The sequence below is a fragment of the Pseudomonas sp. DR 5-09 genome, assembly GCF_001655595.1.
Taxonomy (GTDB): domain Bacteria; phylum Pseudomonadota; class Gammaproteobacteria; order Pseudomonadales; family Pseudomonadaceae; genus Aquipseudomonas; species Aquipseudomonas pharyngis.
Window position 1 is genome coordinate 5,082,717 of sequence record NZ_CP011566.1, and the last position, 20,162, is coordinate 5,102,878.

At 61.9% G+C, this 20,162-nt stretch carries 16 protein-coding genes; 11 read left to right on the top strand and 5 right to left on the bottom strand.

The features are described 5' to 3' along the window. Positions 1-78: 78 nt before the first annotated feature. Positions 79-1,596: an MDR family MFS transporter gene (locus PDR5_RS22820; protein WP_064599095.1), complete on the top strand. Its 1,518-nt coding sequence runs from the start codon at positions 79-81 to the stop codon at positions 1,594-1,596. A gap of 44 nt (positions 1,597-1,640) precedes the next feature. Here PDR5_RS22820 and PDR5_RS22825 read toward each other — a convergent pair whose 3' ends face one another. The 4 genes from PDR5_RS22825 to PDR5_RS22840 all read right to left on the bottom strand — a co-directional run bounded on the left by PDR5_RS22825 (position 1,641) and on the right by PDR5_RS22840 (position 5,544). Continuing rightward, the gene (locus tag PDR5_RS22825) at positions 1,641-2,489 is read right to left on the bottom strand and encodes a cache domain-containing protein (RefSeq protein WP_064599097.1); all 849 of its coding nucleotides are present in this window, start codon (positions 2,487-2,489) and stop codon (positions 1,641-1,643) included. 122 nt (positions 2,490-2,611) lie between these two features. Beyond that, positions 2,612-3,487 carry a hypothetical protein gene (locus PDR5_RS22830; RefSeq protein ID WP_064599099.1) on the bottom strand — a complete coding sequence of 292 codons (876 nt, stop codon included), beginning with the start codon at positions 3,485-3,487 and terminating at the stop codon, positions 2,612-2,614. A gap of 116 nt (positions 3,488-3,603) precedes the next feature. Continuing rightward, positions 3,604-4,596, bottom strand: coding sequence for an NAD-dependent epimerase/dehydratase family protein (locus PDR5_RS22835; protein ID WP_039765898.1), 993 nt, complete (start codon positions 4,594-4,596; stop codon positions 3,604-3,606). A 54-nt stretch (positions 4,597-4,650) separates the two neighbouring features. Next, complete coding sequence (locus PDR5_RS22840) at positions 4,651-5,544, bottom strand: LysR family transcriptional regulator ArgP (RefSeq protein WP_064599101.1); 894 nt, start codon at positions 5,542-5,544, stop codon at positions 4,651-4,653. A gap of 95 nt (positions 5,545-5,639) precedes the next feature. Here PDR5_RS22840 and PDR5_RS22845 point away from each other — a divergent pair, with 95 nt between their 5' ends. From PDR5_RS22845 to PDR5_RS22890, 10 genes are all read left to right on the top strand, one after another. Next, on the top strand, positions 5,640-6,041 hold the full coding sequence (locus PDR5_RS22845; protein WP_064599105.1) for an ACT domain-containing protein: 402 nt from the start codon (positions 5,640-5,642) through the stop codon (positions 6,039-6,041). Positions 6,042-6,046: 5 nt separating this feature from the next. Next, positions 6,047-6,649 carry a LysE/ArgO family amino acid transporter gene (locus PDR5_RS22850; RefSeq protein WP_007953256.1) on the top strand — a complete coding sequence of 201 codons (603 nt, stop codon included), beginning with the start codon at positions 6,047-6,049 and terminating at the stop codon, positions 6,647-6,649. A gap of 439 nt (positions 6,650-7,088) precedes the next feature. Then, positions 7,089-7,685: a superoxide dismutase gene (locus tag PDR5_RS22855; RefSeq protein ID WP_003227660.1), complete on the top strand. Its 597-nt coding sequence runs from the start codon at positions 7,089-7,091 to the stop codon at positions 7,683-7,685. A gap of 354 nt (positions 7,686-8,039) precedes the next feature. Then, the gene (locus PDR5_RS22860; protein ID WP_064599107.1) at positions 8,040-10,091 is read left to right on the top strand and encodes a putative bifunctional diguanylate cyclase/phosphodiesterase; all 2,052 of its coding nucleotides are present in this window, start codon (positions 8,040-8,042) and stop codon (positions 10,089-10,091) included. A 195-nt stretch (positions 10,092-10,286) separates the two neighbouring features. Next, positions 10,287-11,633 carry an imelysin family protein gene (locus PDR5_RS22865; protein ID WP_064599109.1) on the top strand — a complete coding sequence of 449 codons (1,347 nt, stop codon included), beginning with the start codon at positions 10,287-10,289 and terminating at the stop codon, positions 11,631-11,633. Positions 11,634-11,910: 277 nt separating this feature from the next. Then, positions 11,911-13,338 (top strand): di-heme oxidoreductase family protein, encoded by a 1,428-nt coding sequence (locus tag PDR5_RS22870; protein WP_064599111.1) that lies wholly within the window; start codon positions 11,911-11,913, stop codon positions 13,336-13,338. Positions 13,339-13,364: 26 nt separating this feature from the next. Next, complete coding sequence (locus PDR5_RS22875; RefSeq protein WP_007953243.1) at positions 13,365-14,429, top strand: imelysin family protein; 1,065 nt, start codon at positions 13,365-13,367, stop codon at positions 14,427-14,429. A gap of 14 nt (positions 14,430-14,443) precedes the next feature. Beyond that, a complete protein-coding gene (locus tag PDR5_RS22880) occupies positions 14,444-15,544 on the top strand; it encodes a DUF1513 domain-containing protein (RefSeq protein ID WP_064599113.1) in 1,101 nt (366 codons plus the stop codon). Between the two features lie 146 nt (positions 15,545-15,690). Continuing rightward, positions 15,691-16,839, top strand: a complete 1,149-nt coding sequence (locus PDR5_RS22885) for an efflux RND transporter periplasmic adaptor subunit (protein ID WP_064599115.1) — start codon at positions 15,691-15,693, stop codon at positions 16,837-16,839. A 13-nt stretch (positions 16,840-16,852) separates the two neighbouring features. Further along, positions 16,853-19,882: a multidrug efflux RND transporter permease subunit gene (locus tag PDR5_RS22890; RefSeq protein WP_064599117.1), complete on the top strand. Its 3,030-nt coding sequence runs from the start codon at positions 16,853-16,855 to the stop codon at positions 19,880-19,882. A gap of 52 nt (positions 19,883-19,934) precedes the next feature. Here PDR5_RS22890 and PDR5_RS22895 read toward each other — a convergent pair whose 3' ends face one another. Further along, a complete protein-coding gene (locus tag PDR5_RS22895) occupies positions 19,935-20,162 on the bottom strand; it encodes a hypothetical protein (RefSeq protein ID WP_011335717.1) in 228 nt (75 codons plus the stop codon).

Consider the following 20,162-nt stretch of genomic DNA (forward strand, 5'->3'; position numbering starts at 1 on the left):
TTCCTACCGACTTACACTGGCGAGCACTCACCCGCTCGCCCTGGCACTGCGGGTCAATCACTGCCCGCAGGTTCGCCCGTGACCAATCTCAACCATCCCGAAACGCCCAAACCGGCCATTCGCAGCGTGCTGGTCGCGCTGATGATGGCGATCTTCCTTGGCGCGCTCGACCAGACCATCGTCGCCGTTTCCATGCCGGCCATTTCCGCACAGTTCAAGGACGTCAGCCTGCTGGCCTGGGTGATTTCCGGCTACATGGTGGCGATGACCGTGGCGGTGCCGATCTACGGCAAGCTCGGCGATCTGTACGGGCGGCGCAAACTGATGCTGTTCGGCATGGGCCTGTTCACCCTCGCCTCGCTGTTCTGCGGCATGGCCCAGAGCATGGAGCAACTGGTGCTGGCGCGGATTTTCCAGGGCATCGGCGCTGGCGGGATGATTTCGGTAAGCCAGGCGATCATCGGCGACATCGTGCCGCCTCGCGAACGCGGGCGTTATCAGGGCTATTTCTCCAGCATGTATGCGGTGGCCAGCGTTGCCGGCCCGGTGCTCGGCGGCTACATGACCGAGTACCTGTCGTGGCGCTGGGTGTTCCTGATCAACCTGCCGCTGGGCCTCGGCGCGTACTGGGTGGCCCGCCGCAACCTGATCGGTTTGCCGATTCCGCAGCGCAAACCGGTCATCGATTATCTCGGCACACTGTTGATGATCATCGGCCTGACCGCTCTGTTGCTGGCGATCACTCAGGTCGGCCAGGGTCATGCGTGGCGCAGCAGCGAAGTGCTCGGTCTCTTCGCTTGCGCGGTGGCGGTGCTGGCGGTGTTCGTCTGGCACGAGCGGCGCGCCCGGGAGCCGTTGTTGCCGATGCACCTGTTCACCAACCGCAGCGCCCTGCTGTGCTGGTGCACGATTTTCTTTTGCAGCTTCCAGGCGATTTCCCTGATCGTGCTGATGCCGCTGCGCTTCCAGAGCGTGACCGGTGCTGGGGCGGACAGCGCTGCATTGCACTTGCTGCCGCTGGCGATGGGATTACCGATCGGCGCGTATTTCGCCGGACGCCGCACTTCGATCACCGGACGCTATAAACCGCAGATTCTGAGCGGCGCGCTGCTGATGCCGATCTCGATCCTCGGCATGGCCTTCAGCCCGCCCGATGCCACGCTGCTCAGCAGCCTGTTCATGTTGCTCAGCGGGATCGCCGGCGGCATGCAGTTCCCGACCTCGCTGGTCGGTACGCAGAACTCGGTCGAGCAAAAGGACATTGGCGTCGCCACCAGTACCACCAACCTGTTCCGCTCTCTGGGCGGCGCGGTGGGCGTGGCGTTGATGTCGGCGCTGTTGCTGGCGTTGTTGCAGGACTCCAGTTTCGCCCACCTGGCCGGCAGCTCGCTGATGAGCGAAGGGCATTCCGGCAACGTGCTGCTCGACGGCCTGAACGCGGCGCCCGGCGATGCGCAGAACGCTTTGCGTGCCGAATTGCTGGTGACGTTCCGCCATTTGCTGATGGTTAGCGCGGCGGTGTCGCTGCTCGGGCTGGCGGCGGCGATTGCGATGCCGAACCGGTTGCTGCGGGGCCGTGAGCACGGCGCCCGCTGATTGATGCCGATCGCTCCCACGCGCCGCGTGGGAGCTTTCAGCAATCAAGCACTGTAATAACCGACCGCCACCAGCATGTTCCCGACCTTCCTCAGGTAGGCATGCTTGTTCTCGACCTTGCCGGTCACCGGATTTTTCCAGCGGTACTCGTACTCGCCCTCATCCTGCTTGCCGATCAGCGCCAGAATCGGTTCGCCCACCGGTTTGCCCTCCGGGTCGTCGACCTTGGCGAAGTCGGTGTTGATCAGCCGCAGGTTGGTGCCATGGGCGACGTAGCGGTGGTTGTCGAGATTGACCACGAACACATACAGGTCGTCCTGCAGGTAACCGCCCCTGAGTGAGTTGATCGCGGACAGCGTGCCCTTCTCGTCTTTGGTCAGGTCAGTGGCGGCCTTGTCGAGCAACGCTTTCGCCTGCTCCGCCGACGCGCGCGGCAGGTAATAACCCACCGCCAGAATCCGCTGACCGATGCGTTGATAGTAAACGTGCTTGCGCTCGACCTTGCCGTCGGACCAGTTCTGCCAGCGGTATTCGGCCTGCTGGATGCCGTTGCCTTCCGGCACTTTCAAGGCGTCCTTGAAGGACTTCTGCAAGTCCGGCCCGAGGACTTCGCTGACGTCGCGCCCGATCAACGCCGATGACGGCCCACCGCTGGCGAGCATCACGCCCTTGGTATCGACCACGAACACATAGCGATCCTTGTCGACGAATTCGCCCTGACGGCTGAACGCCGCAAACGCCTTGTCGCCGTTGTCGTGGTAATAGGCCAGAGCCTTTTCCAGCAAGGCGATGGCCGCCTTGCTGTCGTCTTTTTCCGTGGTGGCCGCGTTGGCCTGACCGAAACTCAACAGCAGCACCGCGCCGAGCCAGGCCAGCTTGTGCACAAACCCCATGACGCATCCCTCGTTCTTGTTGGTGTTTCAAGAGCGTAGACGGCCTGAAGGCATGTATGGATATTCAGAACGCTTCTGAATGTTGCTGTGGCGAGGGCGCGCACCCTCGCCACACAAGGGGCTTACGGACGCGCGTTGAGTTGCTGTTGCAGGTTCTGGATCTGCGCCTGCAGGGTGTTGATGTTGCGGGTCATCTGCGCGCGGAACACGTCGAACTCGGCAGTGTTGGTGCCACCCTGCGCAGCAGCCGGACGGTTGTCCTGCTCGCTCTTGAGGATGACGATTTCCTGCTCCAGACGATCGATAGCAGGGTTCGACCCAGCTTGTTTTTTCAGGGCCGTGATGTCGGCACCGAGACTTTTGAACTGCGCATCGAAGCCCTTCACCTGTGCATCGAGGCTCTTGAGCTGGGCATCGAGCTTGCTGGTGTCGGCCGGGGTGCTTTTCAGCGTTGCCAGCTCGGCGCTCAGGGCTTTGACCTGAGCCTGCAACTGAGTGTTGGCGTTCTGCTGTTCGGTGGTCTGGGCGGTCATCTGCGCCAGGCGCTTGTCCAGATCCGTCGCCTGCCCGGCCACGCCTTGTTGCTGTTTGCTCTGATCCTGAAGCGCACTTTGCAGCTGTTTGATCTGCAGCTTCAGGGCTTCGCTGTCGGTGGTGACGTTGGTCTGGCTGGCCACGACCTTGCCGGAAATGTCCTGCAGACGCCCCGCCGCTTCCTCACTGATGCGCGCGAAACTTTCCTGGGTCGCCACCAGTTGCTGCTCCATCAGCGAAATCTGCTGGAAGCTCCACCAGGCCAGACCAATGAATGCGAAGAACAGCGCGCCAACCAGTGCCCATAACGGCCCGGTGCTGGCAGTCTTGACCTTGACCACGGGTGGCGTGCGCGAATGCACGGAGGTGCGGGCGGTGACCGGAAAATCGTCGTCATCGAGGGTATCGGCGCGCAGGCTCGGTACATCGTCGAAATCGTCGTGGGCATCGTTACGCATGGACATTGAGGCAACCTTTGTGAAACGCGGTGATGGCAGATTGGCGCGAAGTATAAACCCCGCGGCCGCTGGGGTTGACCCTCAAGCCGTGACGCGGTTCAGTGCCGGCCGGCAGATTCGTATCAACGAATGTCCTGAGCCTTCCACCAGCCACAGAACTCATCGAGGGCCGTCCACAGACTGACTTTCGGATCGTAGTCCAGATAATGCCGGGCGCGACTGATGTCGAGGGTGAAATTTTTGTTCATCACCTGCATGCCCAGGCGCGACAGGGTCGGCTCGGGACGCCCGGGCCAGAGCTTGCACACACCTTCGTTGAGCGCCGCCACGCTGTAGGCCAGACCGTAGGAACGGTACTTGGTGACCTGGGGGACTTCCATCTTGCGCATCACGTAATTGACCACATCCCACAGCGGCACCGGGGCGCCGTTGCTGATGTTGTAGGCCTTGCCCAGCGCGGAAGCGTCGGCCAGCAGACTGCTGAGCAACGCTTCGTTGAGGTTATGCACGCTGGTGAAATCGACCTTGTTCAGACCGTTGCCGATGATTGCCAGACGCCCCTTGCGCTGCATGTTCAGCAAGCGCGGGAAGATGCTCATGTCGCCGGCGCCGGTGACGAAACGCGGGCGCAGGGCGAGGGTTTCGAGGCCGAATTCCTGGGCGCCGAAGACCTTTTGCTCGGCCAGGTATTTGGTCGCCGCATAGTGATGCTTGAAGCGCTTGGGCACTTGCTCTTCGGTCAGGCCGAGATGATCGCGACCGTCAAAGTAGATCGAGGGCGACGACAGATGCACCAGCCGCCGAACCCGTTGCTTCAGGCAGGCCTCGACCACGTTTTCAGTGACCTGCACGTTGCCCTGATGAAAGTCCTGATAGCGGCCCCAAAGGCCAACCGCGCCGGCGCAATGCACCACGGCTTCGACGTCATTGCACAGTTCACGCACCAGATCCGGATCACTCAAATCGCCTTGAACGAACTCGGCACCGCGACGCACCAGATGCTCGACACCCTCGGCCCGGCGACCGTTGACCCGCACGTCCAGGCCCTGCTCCAGGGCGAAACGCGCAAAGCGTCCGCCAATGAAGCCGCTTGCGCCGGTGACCAGAATTTTCATGTAGAGCTCCGCTGTCTTTCGTTTTGCCTGATTCGTGAGTCTTGACGCTGGCCGTCATTCCAACGGCACCAGCCATTGCGCCGACGAGCGCACCAATTGTTCGGTCAACAGCCCGAGCAACTGACCGCCATTGCGCCAATGATGCCAGTACAAGGGCACGTCGATCGGTTTATCTGGCAACAGTTCGCGCAGCACGCCGCGCTCCAACTGCTCGCGGACCTGTAATTCCGGCACCAGGCCCCAGCCGAGCCCGGCTTCGGTCAGGCGGAGGAAACCTTCGGACGACGGGCACAGGTGATGTTCGAAACCGCCATCGACGCCGAGGGACGCGAGGTATCGATGCTGGAGAAAATCGTCAGGGCCGAACACCAGCGCCGGGGTGCGCGGTAATTGTTCGGCCCGCACGCCGTCGGGAAAATGCCGCTCGATGAATGCGGGGCTGGCCAGCGCTCGATAGCGCATCGCCCCGAGCAACACGCTGCGTGCCCCCGCCACCGGCCGCTCGCTGGCGCACAGGCAACCGGCCACTTCACCGGCGCGCATGCGTTTGAGGCCGACGGTCTGGTCTTCGACGATCAGATCCAGCAATAGATGTTGTTCGGCGCAGAAGTCGCCCACCGCCTCGGCCCACCAGGTGGCGAGACTGTCGGCATTCAGGGCGATACGCAGGCGCTCCGGCAGGCCCTCTTCGTCCAGCGCAGGCACCAGCGTCTGCAAATCCCGTTCGAGCAGGCGCACCTGCTGCACATGGTTGAGCAGGCGCCGGCCAATTTCGGTAGGCGACGGCGGCGTGCCACGCACCAGAACCGGCTGGCCGACCCGCGCTTCCAGCAATTTGATCCGCTGGGAGATCGCCGATTGCGAAAGGCCCAGCACCTGCGCCGCCCGCTCGAATCCGGCCTGCTCGACCACGGCGGCCAGAGCGGAAAGCAATTTGTAGTCGAACATCAGTTTTCCTAATGAGCGATCAGCACTATTGGTTTTTCTTATACAACGTCAACCGGGAGAATAGCCAGCAAGCACTCTTTATCAAGGACCACCCCATGGCTGGCGAAACCTCGTTGACCACCCTGCTGCGCAGCATGAGCCCGCAGCTCAATGCCGGCGAATTCGTGTTCTGCACCTTGTCCGACGGCGAGTTGCCGAGCGGCCTGGAAGTCGTAGGCAGTTTCCGTGAACAGGAAGGCCTGACGGTGATTCTCGAACGCTCCCACGCCGAGCGCGCCGGGTTCAGCTTCGACTATGTCGCGGCGTGGATCACGCTGAACGTGCATTCGGCACTGGAAGCCGTCGGCCTGACCGCCGCCTTCGCCACCGCACTGGGCAAGGCCGGGATCAGCTGCAACGTGATTGCCGGCTACTACCACGACCATTTGTTCGTCGGTCAGGCCGAAGCCGAACGTGCCATGCAAGTGCTGCGCGATCTCGCAGCCAACGCGGAGTAATCGTCATGTGGCAAAGCTATACCAACGGTTTGCTGGTGGCGTTCGGGCTGATCATGGCGATCGGCACGCAAAATGCCTTTGTCCTGGCCCAGAGCCTGCGGCGTGAACATCACCTGCCGGTCGCTGCATTGTGCGTCGCCTGCGATGCGTTGCTGGTGGCGGCGGGTGTGTTCGGCCTGGCCACGGTGCTGGCGCAGAACCCGACATTGCTGGCGGTCGCCCGCTGGGGCGGCGCGGTGTTCCTGATCTGGTACGGCAGCCAGGCGTTGCGCAGGGCGTTTTCGAAACAGAGCCTGCAACAGGGTGAAAACCAGACCGTGCGTTCGCTGCGGGCGGTGATGCTCAGCGCACTGGCGGTGACCCTGCTCAACCCGCACGTCTATCTCGACACCGTCTTGCTGATCGGTTCTCTCGGCGCACAACAGTCGGTGCCCGGCGCCTATGTCGTGGGCGCGGCGAGCGCTTCGTTGCTGTGGTTCTTCACCCTGGCGTTCGGCGCGGCATGGCTCGCCCCGTGGCTGGCACGGCCGAGTACGTGGCGGATTCTCGATCTGTTGGTGGCGGTGATGATGTTCACCGTGGCAGGGCAATTGATATTGGCTTCCTGAATTATTCCAAAAGGCTAAGGGGATGCCCTCGCTAAATGACGGTCGCGCCGCCCCCCGTAAAGCGCAAGACTAGGCGTGAGGAGCGCGGTTTGGTGGTCCAAATGAGCGACGAACAACGACGGATTGCGCTTTACGGGGGGCCGGCCCTTCGGGTTGGAGCTGTGATCGTGCCAAGCGGCGTTGCGGGACTCGAAGAGGCAAAAAGCATCCTCTTCGTCCCGCGCCTTGCTTGGCACGATCACAGTTCCAACGCGATCCGTCATTTAACGAGGGCATCCCCTTGAACCTCTATCCCACACAGTTGTTGCGTGGTTAAGCCGCACCCCCGGTGCTATGATCCGAACCCTGCGCCGCAAAGAGTAAAAACTCGCCGGTGCATTTCTGGCCGCCCGTGATCGGCCTTGCGCTCACCGCAACAGACCTGATTAGGAGAATCATCATGGCTTTCGAATTGCCGCCGCTGCCTTACGCACACGATGCCCTGCAGCCGCACATTTCCAAGGAAACCCTGGAATTCCACCACGACAAGCACCACAACACCTACGTCGTGAACCTGAACAACCTGGTGCCAGGCACCGAGTTCGAAGGCAAGACCCTGGAAGAGATCGTCAAGACTTCCTCGGGCGGCATCTTCAACAACGCCGCTCAGGTCTGGAACCACACCTTCTACTGGAACTGCCTGGCGCCAAACGCCGGCGGTCAACCAACCGGCGCACTGGCTGAAGCCATCAACGCGGCTTTCGGTTCGTTCGACAAGTTCAAGGAAGAGTTCAGCAAAACCTCGATCGGCACCTTCGGTTCCGGCTGGGGCTGGCTGGTGAAAAAGGCTGACGGTTCCCTGGCCCTGGCCAGCACCATCGGCGCCGGCAACCCGCTGACCAGCGGCGACACCCCGCTGCTGACCTGCGACGTCTGGGAACACGCTTACTACATCGACTACCGTAACCTGCGTCCTAAGTACGTCGAAGCGTTCTGGAACCTGGTCAACTGGAAGTTCGTGGCCGAGCAGTTCGAAGGCAAGACCTTCACCGCTTAAGCTGCACGCCAGACAAAAACCCGGCTTTGCCGGGTTTTTTTATACCTGCGGAAATAATCGTGAGTGCGTTGCATCACAAACAGGGCTTTTTCCCACACCTGAAGCAGCCCTTCTCGCCTTGCTCCCAAGCCACGGCGAACTAACATCAAAAGAGGAAAAATTGTCCGGCGTCCCTCAAGTTGGAGACCGAAACTACCGACACAGTACAACCAGGGCAAATACTCCAGACAGCAGCATATCGGCCAAGGCCACGGACAAATTTTCCGCGGCTCGATTGTCCCTTTGACTGCCAACACGGGATTGCCAATACTCATGGCAACTTGACGCTACCCGCACGGAACAAGGAATAACCCTTTGAAGCTGGAACTCAAGAACAGCTTGTCGGTGAAGTTGCTCCGGGTCGTGCTCCTGTCGGCATTGATCGTCGGCGTGGTCTTGAGCTGCGCGCAGATCGTGTTCGATGCCTATAAAACACGCCAGGCCGTCGCCGGCGATGCCGAGCGCATCCTCGACATGTTCCGCGATCCCTCCACCCAGGCGGTCTACAGCCTGGACCGGGAGATGGGCATGCAGGTGATCGAAGGCCTGTTCCAGGACGACGCCGTGCGTCAGGCGTCCATCGGCCATCCCAACGAAGCGATGCTCGCGCAAAAGTCGCGTGAGCTGCAGCAATCCAACAGCCGCTGGCTGACCGACCTGATCCTCGGCCAGGAACGCACGTTCACCACCCAACTGGTGGGGCGCGGGCCGTACAGCGAATATTACGGCGACCTGAGCATCACCCTCGACACCGCCACCTACGGTCAGGGTTTCATTGTCAGTTCGGTGATCATCTTCATTTCCGGCGTGTTGCGCGCCCTGGCCATGGGCCTGGTGCTGTATCTGGTCTATCACTGGCTGCTGACCAAACCGCTGTCGCGGATCATCGAGCACCTCACCGAGATCAACCCGGACCGCCCCAGCGAACACAAGATTCCGCAGCTCAAGGGTCACGAAAAAAACGAACTGGGGATCTGGATCAACACCGCCAACCAGCTACTCGAATCCATCGAACGCAATACCCACCTGCGCCATGAAGCGGAAAACAGCCTGCTGCGCATGGCCCAGTACGATTTCCTCACCGGCCTGCCGAATCGCCAGCAATTGCAGCAGCAGCTGGACAAGATTCTGGTGGATGCCGGCAAGCTGCAACGGCGGGTCGCCGTCCTTTGCGTAGGTCTGGACGATTTCAAAGGCATCAACGAACAATTCAGCTACCAGACCGGTGACCAGTTGCTGCTGGCCCTGGCTGACCGGCTTCGTGCCCACAGCGGTCGCCTCGGCGCCCTCGCCCGTCTCGGTGGCGACCAGTTCGCGCTGGTGCAGGCCGATATCGAACAGCCTTACGAAGCGGCGGAGCTGGCCCAAAGCATCCTCGATGACCTGGAAGCCCCGTTCGCCCTTGATCATCAGGAGATCCGCCTGCGCGCGACCATCGGCATCACCTTGTTCCCGGAAGACGGCGACAGCACCGAGAAGCTGCTGCAGAAAGCCGAGCAGACCATGACCCTGGCCAAGACCCGCTCGCGCAATCGCTATCAGTTCTACATCGCGAGCGTCGACAGCGAGATGCGCCGCCGCCGCGAACTGGAAAAAGACCTGCGCGACGCCTTGCTGCGCGACCAGTTCTACCTCGTCTATCAGCCGCAGATCAGCTACCGCGATCATCGCGTAGTCGGGGTCGAGGCATTGATCCGCTGGCAGCATCCGAAACACGGCCTGGTGCCGCCGGACCTGTTCATCCCGCTGGCGGAACAGAACGGCACCATCATCGCCATAGGCGAATGGGTGCTGGATCAGGCCTGCAAGCAACTGCGCGACTGGCACGATCAGGGCTTCGTCGACCTGCGCATGGCAGTCAACCTGTCCACCGTACAACTGCACCACGCCGAGCTGCCACGGGTGGTCAATAACCTGTTGCAGATGTACCGCCTGCCACCCCGGAGCCTGGAGCTGGAAGTCACCGAAACCGGCCTGATGGAAGACATCAGCACCGCCGCGCAGCACCTGCTGAGCCTGCGCCGCTCCGGCGCCTTGATCGCTATCGACGATTTCGGCACCGGCTATTCCTCGCTGAGTTATCTCAAGAGTCTGCCGCTGGACAAGATCAAGATTGACAAGAGCTTTGTTCAGGACCTGCTGGATGACGACGATGATGCGACCATCGTTCGCGCCATCATCCAACTGGGCAAGAGCCTGGGCATGCAGGTGATCGCCGAGGGCGTGGAAACCGCCGAACAGGAAACCTACATCATTTCCGAAGGCTGCCACGAAGGTCAGGGCTACCACTACAGCAAACCGCTGCCGGCGCGCGAGTTGGGCATTTATCTCAAGCAGGCCCAGCGCAGCAACGCGGCCATCCTCTGAAACGTGCCTGCCAGGCCCGACGCAACCCGGGTTCTGCCGGGCATCAACCTCGCTGTTGATCCAGCGCAGCCCCCGCGCAAATAAGAAATATTTCCAGCTACAACCCTTTACACATAATGCGAAAGATTTGCATTATGTCGCAGTTTTGCGCACCCCCGCGCCTGTCCACTCAATCACCGAAGCAGGATGTTCGCCATGATTCGTATGCCTCTGGCTACCGCCAGTCTGCTGGCCATCGCTATTTCCCTCGCCGGTTGCGGCGAAGGTAAAGACAAAGAAAAGGCCGCCGCTCCTGCGCCGACTCCGGCTGCGAGCACCGCTGCACCGGCTGCGCCTGCTGCTGCCGGTAAAGTCGACGAGGCCGCCGGCAAAGCCGTTGTCTCGCACTATGCCGACATGGTCTTCGCCGTTTACAGCGATGCCGAATCCACCGCGAAAACCCTGCAAACCGCCATCGACGCGTTCCTCGCCAAGCCGAACGCCGACACCCTGAAAGCCGCCAAGGCTGCCTGGGTCGCCGCCCGCGTTCCTTACCTGCAGAGCGAAGTGTTCCGCTTCGGCAACACCATCATCGACGACTGGGAAGGTCAGGTGAACGCCTGGCCTCTGGACGAAGGCCTGATCGACTACGTCGACAAGTCCTACGAGCACGCACTGGGCAACCCGGGTGCCACCGCCAACATCATCGCCAACACCGAAGTACAGGTCGGCGAAGACAAGGTCGACGTCAAGGACATCACCCCGGAAAAACTCGCCAGCCTGAACGAGCTGGGCGGTTCCGAAGCCAACGTTGCCACCGGCTACCACGCCATCGAATTCCTGCTCTGGGGCCAGGACCTGAACGGCACCGGCCCTGGCGCCGGCAACCGTCCACCGTCGGACTACCTGGAAGGCAAAGGCGCCACTGGCGGTCACAACGACCGTCGTCGTGCCTACCTGAAAGCCGTGACCCAACTGCTGGTCAGCGACCTGGAAGAAATGGTCGGCAACTGGAAGCCGAACGTGGCCGACAACTACCGCGCCACCCTGGAAGCCGAACCGGCTGAAAGCGGCCTGCGCAAAATGCTGTTCGGCATGGGCAGCCTGTCCCTGGGCGAGCTGGCCGGCGAGCGCATGAAGGTGTCCCTGGAAGCGAACTCCCCGGAAGACGAACAGGATTGCTTCAGCGACAACACCCACAACTCGCACTTCTACGATGCCAAGGGCATTCGTAACGTGTACCTGGGCGAGTACACCCGCGTCGATGGCACCAAAATGACCGGCGCCAGCCTGTCGTCGCTGGTGGCCAAGGTCGACCCGGCTGCCGACACCGCGCTGAAAGCCGATCTGGCCGCCACCGAAGCCAGGATCCAGGTCATGGTCGATCACGCCAACAAGGGTGAGCACTACGACCAGTTGATCGCAGCCGGCAACACGGCTGGTAACCAGATCGTTCGCGACGCCATCGCTTCGCTGGTCAAGCAGACCGGTTCGATCGAAGCCGCTGCCGGCAAACTGGGCATCAGCGACCTGAACCCGGACAACGCTGATCACGAGTTCTGATCAACGCTGTCTGACTGAAAAAGGCGGCCTTCGGGTCGCCTTTTTTATTCCTGCCATACACAAAACCCGTGGGAGCGAGCCTGCTCGCGAAAGCATTTTCTGCTTCAGCACTTTCAGAAAGGCGAATGCCACAATCGCTAGCAGGCTAGCTCCCACAAGGGTTTCAGCGATCCTTCACAATTGCCGCAAATCAAGCAAACGATAATTCCTCTTATTCAAACCCCCTCGCCCTGTTAGACTTTGCGCCTTTAAATTCGCCCCTCTTGCAGGAAGTCTGATGCCCTCGCTGCCTCTTCGCTTGTCCGCACTGTTTCTGGCCCTGGGCCTGAGTGCCTGCGATGACGCCCCGCGTTTCACCAAGGCCGAGCCGGGTGAAGCCCGTTCCGGCGGCGCGGCGACCGTGCGCAAGAGCGATCAAAACGCGTTTTCCCTGCCGTCGGCCAATCTGCCGCCGTCGCGCCGGGTGGACTTCAGCGTCGGCAACAGTTTCTTTCGCAGCCCGTGGGTGATCGCGCCGTCGACCACCACCGCCCGCGATGGCCTCGGCCCGCTGTTCAACACCAACGCCTGCCAGAACTGCCACATCAAGGACGGCCGCGGCCATCCGCCGACGCCGGATGCGGCCAACGCGGTGTCAATGCTGGTGCGCCTGTCGATTCCCGATGCGCCGCAGTACGCCAAATTGATCGAGCAGGTCGGAGTGGTGCCCGAGCCAGTCTACGGCGGCCAGTTCCAGGACATGGCCGTGCCGGGCGTCGCGCCGGAGGGCAAGGTGCGGGTCGATTACACGCCGGTGCCGATCCGTTTCAAGGATGGCACCGAAGTCGAGTTGCGCAAACCGGTCCTGCAGATCACCCAGCTCGGCTACGGCCCGATGCACCCGGACACACGTTTCTCGGCCCGTGTCGCGCCGCCGATGATCGGCCTGGGTCTGCTCGAAGCGATCCCGGAAGAAGCGATTCTCGCCAACGCCGCCGCGCAGGCCAAAGAGAACAACGGCATCAACGGCCGGCCAAACCGGGTCTGGGATGACGCGCAGCAAAAGACCGTCATGGGGCGATTTGGCTGGAAAGCCGGCCAACCAAACCTCAATCAACAAAATGTTCACGCGTTCTCTGGTGATATGGGCCTGACCACCAGCCTGAGACCGTTTGATGACTGCACCGACGCGCAAACCGCCTGCAAACAGGCGCCGAACGGCAACGGCCCGGACGGCGAGCCGGAAGTCAGCGACAACATCCTGCGCCTGGTGCTGTTCTACAGCCGCAACCTCGCCGTTCCCGCGCGCCGTGGGGTCAACGATGCGCAGGTGCTGGCCGGCAAGAACCTGTTCTTCCAGGCAGGCTGCCAGTCCTGTCACACGCCGAAATACACCACCGCCGCCAACGCGGCCGAACCTGAACTGGCCCATCAAGTGATTCGCCCGTACAGCGATCTGCTGCTGCACGACATGGGCGAAGGCCTGGCGGACAACCGTACTGAATTCCAGGCCTCCGGCCGCGACTGGCGCACCCCGCCGCTGTGGGGCATCGGCCTGACGCAAACGGTCAGCGGCCACACCCAGTTTCTGCATGACGGCCGCGCCCGCAATCTGCTCGAAGCCGTGCTCTGGCATGGCGGCGAAGCGAAAGCGGCGCAGCAACAGGTTTTGTCTTTCAACGCCGAGCAGCGTGCCGCGCTGCTGGCGTTCTTGAACTCACTTTAAACACTTGAACGAATCGGGAGCCCGACATGTTCCGTCCCAAGCTGTTGTTCACCAGCCTTGCCGCACTGGCCCTCGGCGCGTGCTCGCCGCAGGATCCGCAAGCCGTCACCTCGGCGGCCATCGCCAAATCGGTGATCCTGCCGACCTACACCCGCTGGGTCGAAGCCGACAAGCAACTGGCCGTCAGCGCCCTCGCCTACTGCCAGGGCAAAGAGTCGCTGGACACCGCCCGTGCCGACTTCCTGCATGCGCAGAAAGCCTGGGCCGAGCTGCAACCGTTGCTGATTGGCCCGCTGGCCGAGGGCAACCGCTCGTGGCAGGTGCAGTTCTGGCCGGACAAGAAAAACCTGGTCGGCCGTCAGGTCGAGCAACTGGTCACCGCGCAGCCGCAGATCGACGCCGCCGCACTGGCCAAGTCCAGCGTTGTGGTGCAAGGCCTGTCCGCTTACGAGTACATCCTGTTCGACGCCAAGCCTGACGTGGCCAACGACGCGCAGAAAGCCAAATACTGCCCACTGCTGGTGGCCATCGGCGAGCGTCAGAAACAACTGGCCGAAGAGATCCTCAGCAGCTGGAACAACACCGACGGCATGCTCGCGCAGATGAGCAAATTCCCCAACCAGCGCTACGCCGACTCCCACGAAGCGATCGCCGATCTGCTGCGGGTACAGGTCACCGCTCTCGACACCCTGAAGAAAAAACTCGGCACGCCGATGGGTCGTCAGAGCAAGGGCGTACCTCAGCCGTTCCAGGCTGACGCATGGCGCAGCCAGTCGTCCATGGAGTCGCTGGAAGCCAGCCTCGCAGCGGCCAAAACCGTCTGGGAAGGCGTCGACAACAAAGGCCTGCGCGGCCTGCTGCCGGCTGAGCAAAAGCCGCTGGCGGACAAGATCGATGCAGCCTACGCGGCGTCGCTCAAACTGTTCGGCAGCACTCAGCGCTCGCTGACCGAAATGCTCAACGATGACGCCGGTCGCCAGCAGCTCAACGATATCTACGACAGCCTCAACGTCGTCCACCGCCTGCACGAAGGCGAGCTGGCCAAGGCGCTGGGCATTCAACTGGGCTTCAACGCCAACGACGGTGACTGATGAGGGCACGTGCCATGCTGCGACGCCAGGCTCTGACTTTAGGTAGTTTGCTGCTGGGAGCAGTGACGCTGGGCGGCTGGACGCTGTTCAAACGCAAGGACCAAAGCCCGCTGCTGTTGTCGGCGCGGGACGACACCGACGGCAAGCATTACGCCGTCGGTTATCGACTGGACGGCACCCAGGTGTTCGCCACCGAAGTCGGCCAGCGTTGCCACGACATCATCAATCACCCGACGCTGTCGATCGCGCTGTTCGTCGCCCGCCGGCCGGGCACCGAGAGCTACCTGATCGACCTGCGCAACGGTGCATTGCTGCAAACCGTGACCTCGCAGCCGAACCGGCATTTCTACGGCCACGCGGTGATCCACCACAGCGGCGACTACCTGTATGCCACCGAAAACGACACCACCGATCCGGGCCGTGGCCTGCTCGGGGTGTACAGATTCGAAGGCGAGCGGCTGGTGCACAGCGGCGAGATTTCCACCCACGGTCTCGGCCCGCATCAGGTGTCGTGGATGCCCGACGGTGAAACCCTGGTGGTGGCCAATGGCGGGATCCGCACCGAGGCCGAAAGCCGGGTCGACATGAACCTCGACGCCATGGAGCCGAGCCTGGTGCTGATGCAGCGCGACGGCACCCTACTGAGCAAGGAAACCCTCGCCCAGCAGATGAACAGCGTGCGCCACCTGGGGATCGCCAGCGATGGCACCATCGTCGCCGGCCAGCAATTCATGGGGCCTTCCAACGAGCGTTCGGAGCTGCTGGCGATCAAACGTCCCGGCCAGCCATTCGTGGCGTTCCCGGTGCCGGAGCATCAGTTGCAGTCGATGGGGCATTACACCGCCAGCGTCGCCGTGCACAGCGACCTGCGTCTGGTGGCACTGACCGCACCGCGCGGCAACCGTTTCTTCATCTGGGACCTGGACAGCGGCGAAGTGCGCCTCGACGCGCCATTACCCGACTGCGCCGGTGTCGGTGCGGTGAAGGACGGGTTTGTCGTGACCTCCGGTCAGGGACGTTGCCGCTACTACGATTGCCGCCAGGATGATCTGCTCGCCAAACCGCTGGATTTGCCCGCAGGGCTCTGGGACAACCATCTTCATCTGATGGCCTGAAATTCGCCGCCGACCGCTCGGTCGGCGGCCCCGCTTTTCTCCACCGTCCTCCCTTACACCCGGTAAAACTGGCAGTTGGAATCCCTGCCGGACTCGGGGTAATGTGCCCGCCTGTCTCGCCTGATTTTCTCCAAGGAACTGGAAATATGCTGCGTCGCCGCATGCTGATCATGTTGGGTGTTGTACTGCTGATCGTTCTGCTTCTCGCCGGTTACAAGGCCTTCTCGATCTATACGATGATCCAGGGCTTTTCCAAACCGAAGCCGCCGATCAGCGTCGCCGTGGCCACGGCCGTCGAGCGCCCGTGGCAGATGCGTCTGCCCACCGTCGGCACGCTGAAGGCCTTGCAAGGTGTCGACCTGAGCCTGGAGAACGCCGGCACCGTCACCGAGCTGAAGTTCGAATCGGGGCAGAAGGTCAAGGCCGGCCAGCCGTTGCTGCAACTGGACAGCGCCGTCGAAGCGGCCTTCCTCGAAACTGCCAAGGCCGATCTCGGCCTCGCACAGCTGGATTACGGTCGCGGCAGCCAGCTCGTCGGCAGCAGCGCCATCTCCAAAGGCGAATTCGACCGGCTCTCGGCGCAGTTGCAAAAGAACAAGGCCACGGTCAATCAACTCAATGCGGCGCTGGCGAAAAAACGCATCGTCGCGCCCTTCAGCGGCACCATCGGCATCCGCCTCGTCGACATCGGCGACTACCTCGCCAGCGGCACCAAGATCGCCACTCTGCAGGATCTGAGCAGTCTCTACGCCGACTTCTACGTGCCCGAACAATCGGTGCCGAAACTGGCCCTCGGTCAGCCGGTGCAGATCACGGTCGCGGCGTATCCCGGCCAGCATTTCACCGGCGCCATCAGCGCCATCAACCCGATCGTCGAAAGCACCACTCGCAACATTCTGGTGCGCGCCACCCTGGCCAACCCCGATGGCAAGTTGCTGCCGGGCATGTTCACCAGCGTCGAAGTGCTGCTGCCGGATCCGCAGAAACGCATCGTGGTCCCGGAAAGCGCGATCACCTACACCCTCTACGGCAACTCGACGTACGTGGTTACCCAGAAAAAAGCCGAAGACGGCACCGTCGAGAAAGACGACAAGGGCCAACCCGTGCTGATCGCCGAGCGCAGGTTCGTCGAGACCGGCGAACGCCGCGATGGCCAGGTGATGATCAACAAGGGCGTGCAGAGTGGCGAACAGGTGGTGACGGCCGGCCAGATCAAACTGGACAACGGCGCCCACATTGCCATCAGCGATGACAAGACCCTCGGCGAGCAGAACAGTCCGCCCCGCGCCGACTGATCAAGGAAACCCCATGGCTTTTACTGATCCGTTCATCCGCCGCCCGGTGCTCGCCACCGTGGTCAGCCTGCTGATTGTGCTGCTGGGCTTCCAGGCCTGGAGCAAACTGCCGCTGCGCCAGTACCCACAAATGGAAAACGCCCTGATCACGGTGACCACCGCGTACCCCGGAGCCAACGCCGAAACCATCCAAGGCTACATCACCCAGCCGATGCAACAGAGCCTGGCCAGCGCCGAAGGCATCGACTACATGACCTCGGTCAGTCGCCAGAACTTCTCGGTGATTTCGATCTACGCACGCATCGGCTCCAACAGCGACCGTTTGTTCACCGAATTGCTGGCCAAGGCCAACGAGGTGAAGAACAAACTGCCCCAGGACGCCGAAGATCCGGTGCTGAGCAAGGAAGCCGCCGACGCCTCGGCACTGATGTACATCAGCTTCTTCAGCAAGGAGCTGAACAACCCGCAGATCACCGACTACCTGTCGCGGGTGATCCAGCCGAAACTGGCGACCCTGCCGGGCATGGCCGAAGCGGAGATTCTCGGCAACCAGGTGTTCGCCATGCGCCTGTGGATTGACCCGGTGAAACTCGCCGGCTTCGGCCTCAGTGCCAGCGACGTGACCAATGCGGTACGCCAGTACAACTTCCTCTCCGCCGCCGGCGAAGTGAAAGGCGAATACGTGGTCACCAGCATCAACGCCAACACCGAACTGAAGTCCGCCGAAGCCTTCGGCAAGATTCCGCTCAAGGTCAGCGGCGACAGCCGGGTGCTGCTCAGCGATGTGGCGCGGGTCGAGATGGGCGCGGAGAACTACAACTCGATCAGTTCATTCGGCGGTACGCCCTCGGTATACATCGGGATCAAGGCCACGCCCGGGGCCAACCCGCTGGAAGTGATCAAGGAAGTACGCAAGATCATGCCGGAGCTGGAAGCCCAGCTGCCGCCCAACCTCAAGAGCGAGATTGCCTACGACGCCACGCTGTTCATCCAGGCGTCCATCGACGAAGTGGTGAAAACCCTGTTCGAGGCGGTGCTGATCGTGATCGTGGTGGTGTTCCTGTTCCTCGGTGCCCTGCGTTCGGTAGTGATTCCGGTGGTGACCATTCCGCTATCGATGATCGGCGTGATGTTCTTCATGCAGATGATGGGCTACTCGATCAACCTGCTGACCCTGCTGGCAATGGTGCTGGCCATCGGGCTGGTGGTGGACGACGCGATTGTGGTGGTGGAAAACATCCACCGGCACATCGAGGAAGGCAAGACACCGCTGGACGCCGCGCTTGAAGGCGCCCGGGAAATCGCCATGCCGGTGGTGTCGATGACCATCACCCTCGCGGCGGTGTACGCACCAATCGGCTTCCTGACCGGACTGACCGGGGCGCTGTTCAAGGAGTTTGCGTTGACCCTGGCCGGGGCGGTGGTGATCTCCGGTGTCGTCGCCCTGACCCTGTCGCCGATGATGTGCGCCATGCTGCTGCGCCACGATGAAAACCCCACGGGCCTGGCCCACCGCCTCGACCGGATTTTCGACAGCCTCAAGCGTCGCTATCAGAGCATGCTGCACGGCACGCTCAATACCCGGCCGGTGGTGCTGGTGTTTGCGGTGATCGTGCTGTGCCTGATTCCGGTGCTGCTCAAGTTCACCAAGTCGGAACTGGCGCCGGACGAGGATCAGGGCATCATCTTCATGATGGCCAACGCCCCGCAGCCGACCAACCTCGACTACCTGAACACCTACACCGACGAGTTCATCAAGATCTTCAAGGAGTTCCCGGAGTACTACTCCTCGTTCCAGATCAACGGCTATAACGGCGTGCAGAGCGGCATCGGCGGCTTCCTGCTCAAGCCCTGGAACGAGCGCAGCCGCACGCAAATGGAAATCCTCCCCGAGGTGCAGGGCAGACTCGAGGGCATTCCGGGCCTGCAGATCTTCGGTTTCAACCTGCCATCCCTGCCCGGCACCGGTGAGGGCCTGCCGTTCGAGTTTGTGATCAACACCGCCAACGACTACGAGCTGTTGCTGCAAGTGGCCGACCGGATCAAGAAGCGCGCCACGGAGTCTGGCAAGTTCGCCTTCGTCGACCTTGACCTCGCCTTCGACAAACCCGAAGTCGTGGTCGACATCGACCGCGCCAAGGCTGCGCAGATGGGCGTGTCGATGCAGGATCTGGGCGGCACCCTCGCGACCTTGCTCGGCGAAGCCGAGATCAACCGGTTCACCATCGAAGGCCGCAGCTACAAGGTCATCGCCCAGGTCGAACGGGCCTACCGCGACAACCCGGACTGGCTGAACAACTACTACGTGAAAAACACCCAGGGCGAACTGTTGCCGCTGTCGACCCTGATCACCGTCACTGACCGCGCGCGACCGCGACAGCTCAACCAGTTCCAGCAACTCAACGCGGCCAAGCTGTCCGGGTTCCCGCTGGTGAGCATGGGCGAAGCCATCGACAGCGTGTTGCAGATCGCCCGGGAAGAAGCCCCGGCCGGTTTTGCCTTCGATTACGGCGGCGCCTCCCGGCAGTTCGTCCAGGAAGGCAGCGCGCTGTGGGTGACGTTCGCCCTGGCGCTGGCGATCATTTTCCTGGTGCTGGCGGCGCAGTTCGAAAGCTTCCGCGATCCATTGGTGATTCTGGTGACCGTGCCGCTGTCGATCTGCGGGGCGCTGATTCCGCTGTTCCTCGGCTGGTCGAGCATGAACATCTACACCCAGGTCGGGCTGGTGACGCTGATCGGGCTGATCAGCAAGCACGGGATCCTGATCGTCGAGTTCGCCAACCAGCTGCGCAAGGAGAAGGGCCTGACACCCCGGGAGGCGGTGGAGGAAGCGGCGGCAATTCGTCTGCGCCCGGTGTTGATGACCACGGCGGCGATGGTGTTCGGCATGGTGCCGCTGATCGTGGCCACCGGCGCCGGTGCGGTCAGCCGCTTCGACATCGGGACGGTGATTGCCACAGGGATGTCGATCGGGACGCTGTTTACGCTGTTTGTCCTGCCATGCGTTTACACCCTGCTGGCGAAACCCGATCCCAAACCATGACGCAATAAAAAAGGCCTCGCATCAGCGAGGCCTTTGGCTCTTATCGAACGATTCAACTCTGCGGCCTCATCCCTTGAGAAAGTCCGAACATGAACAGCAATAGATCATGATCGGGTTGTGTGGCCACGGCGGCTTTCGCCACCCGTGGCATCGGGCAATGCGGATCACTGGCCGATGCGCCAATGACCTGCATGCGTGGCTGTTCCCAGGCCGCCACCGCCAATGATGCAACTGCCAAGGCTCCTACCAGAAACAAACCTCGTGCAATTTCTAGTTTCAT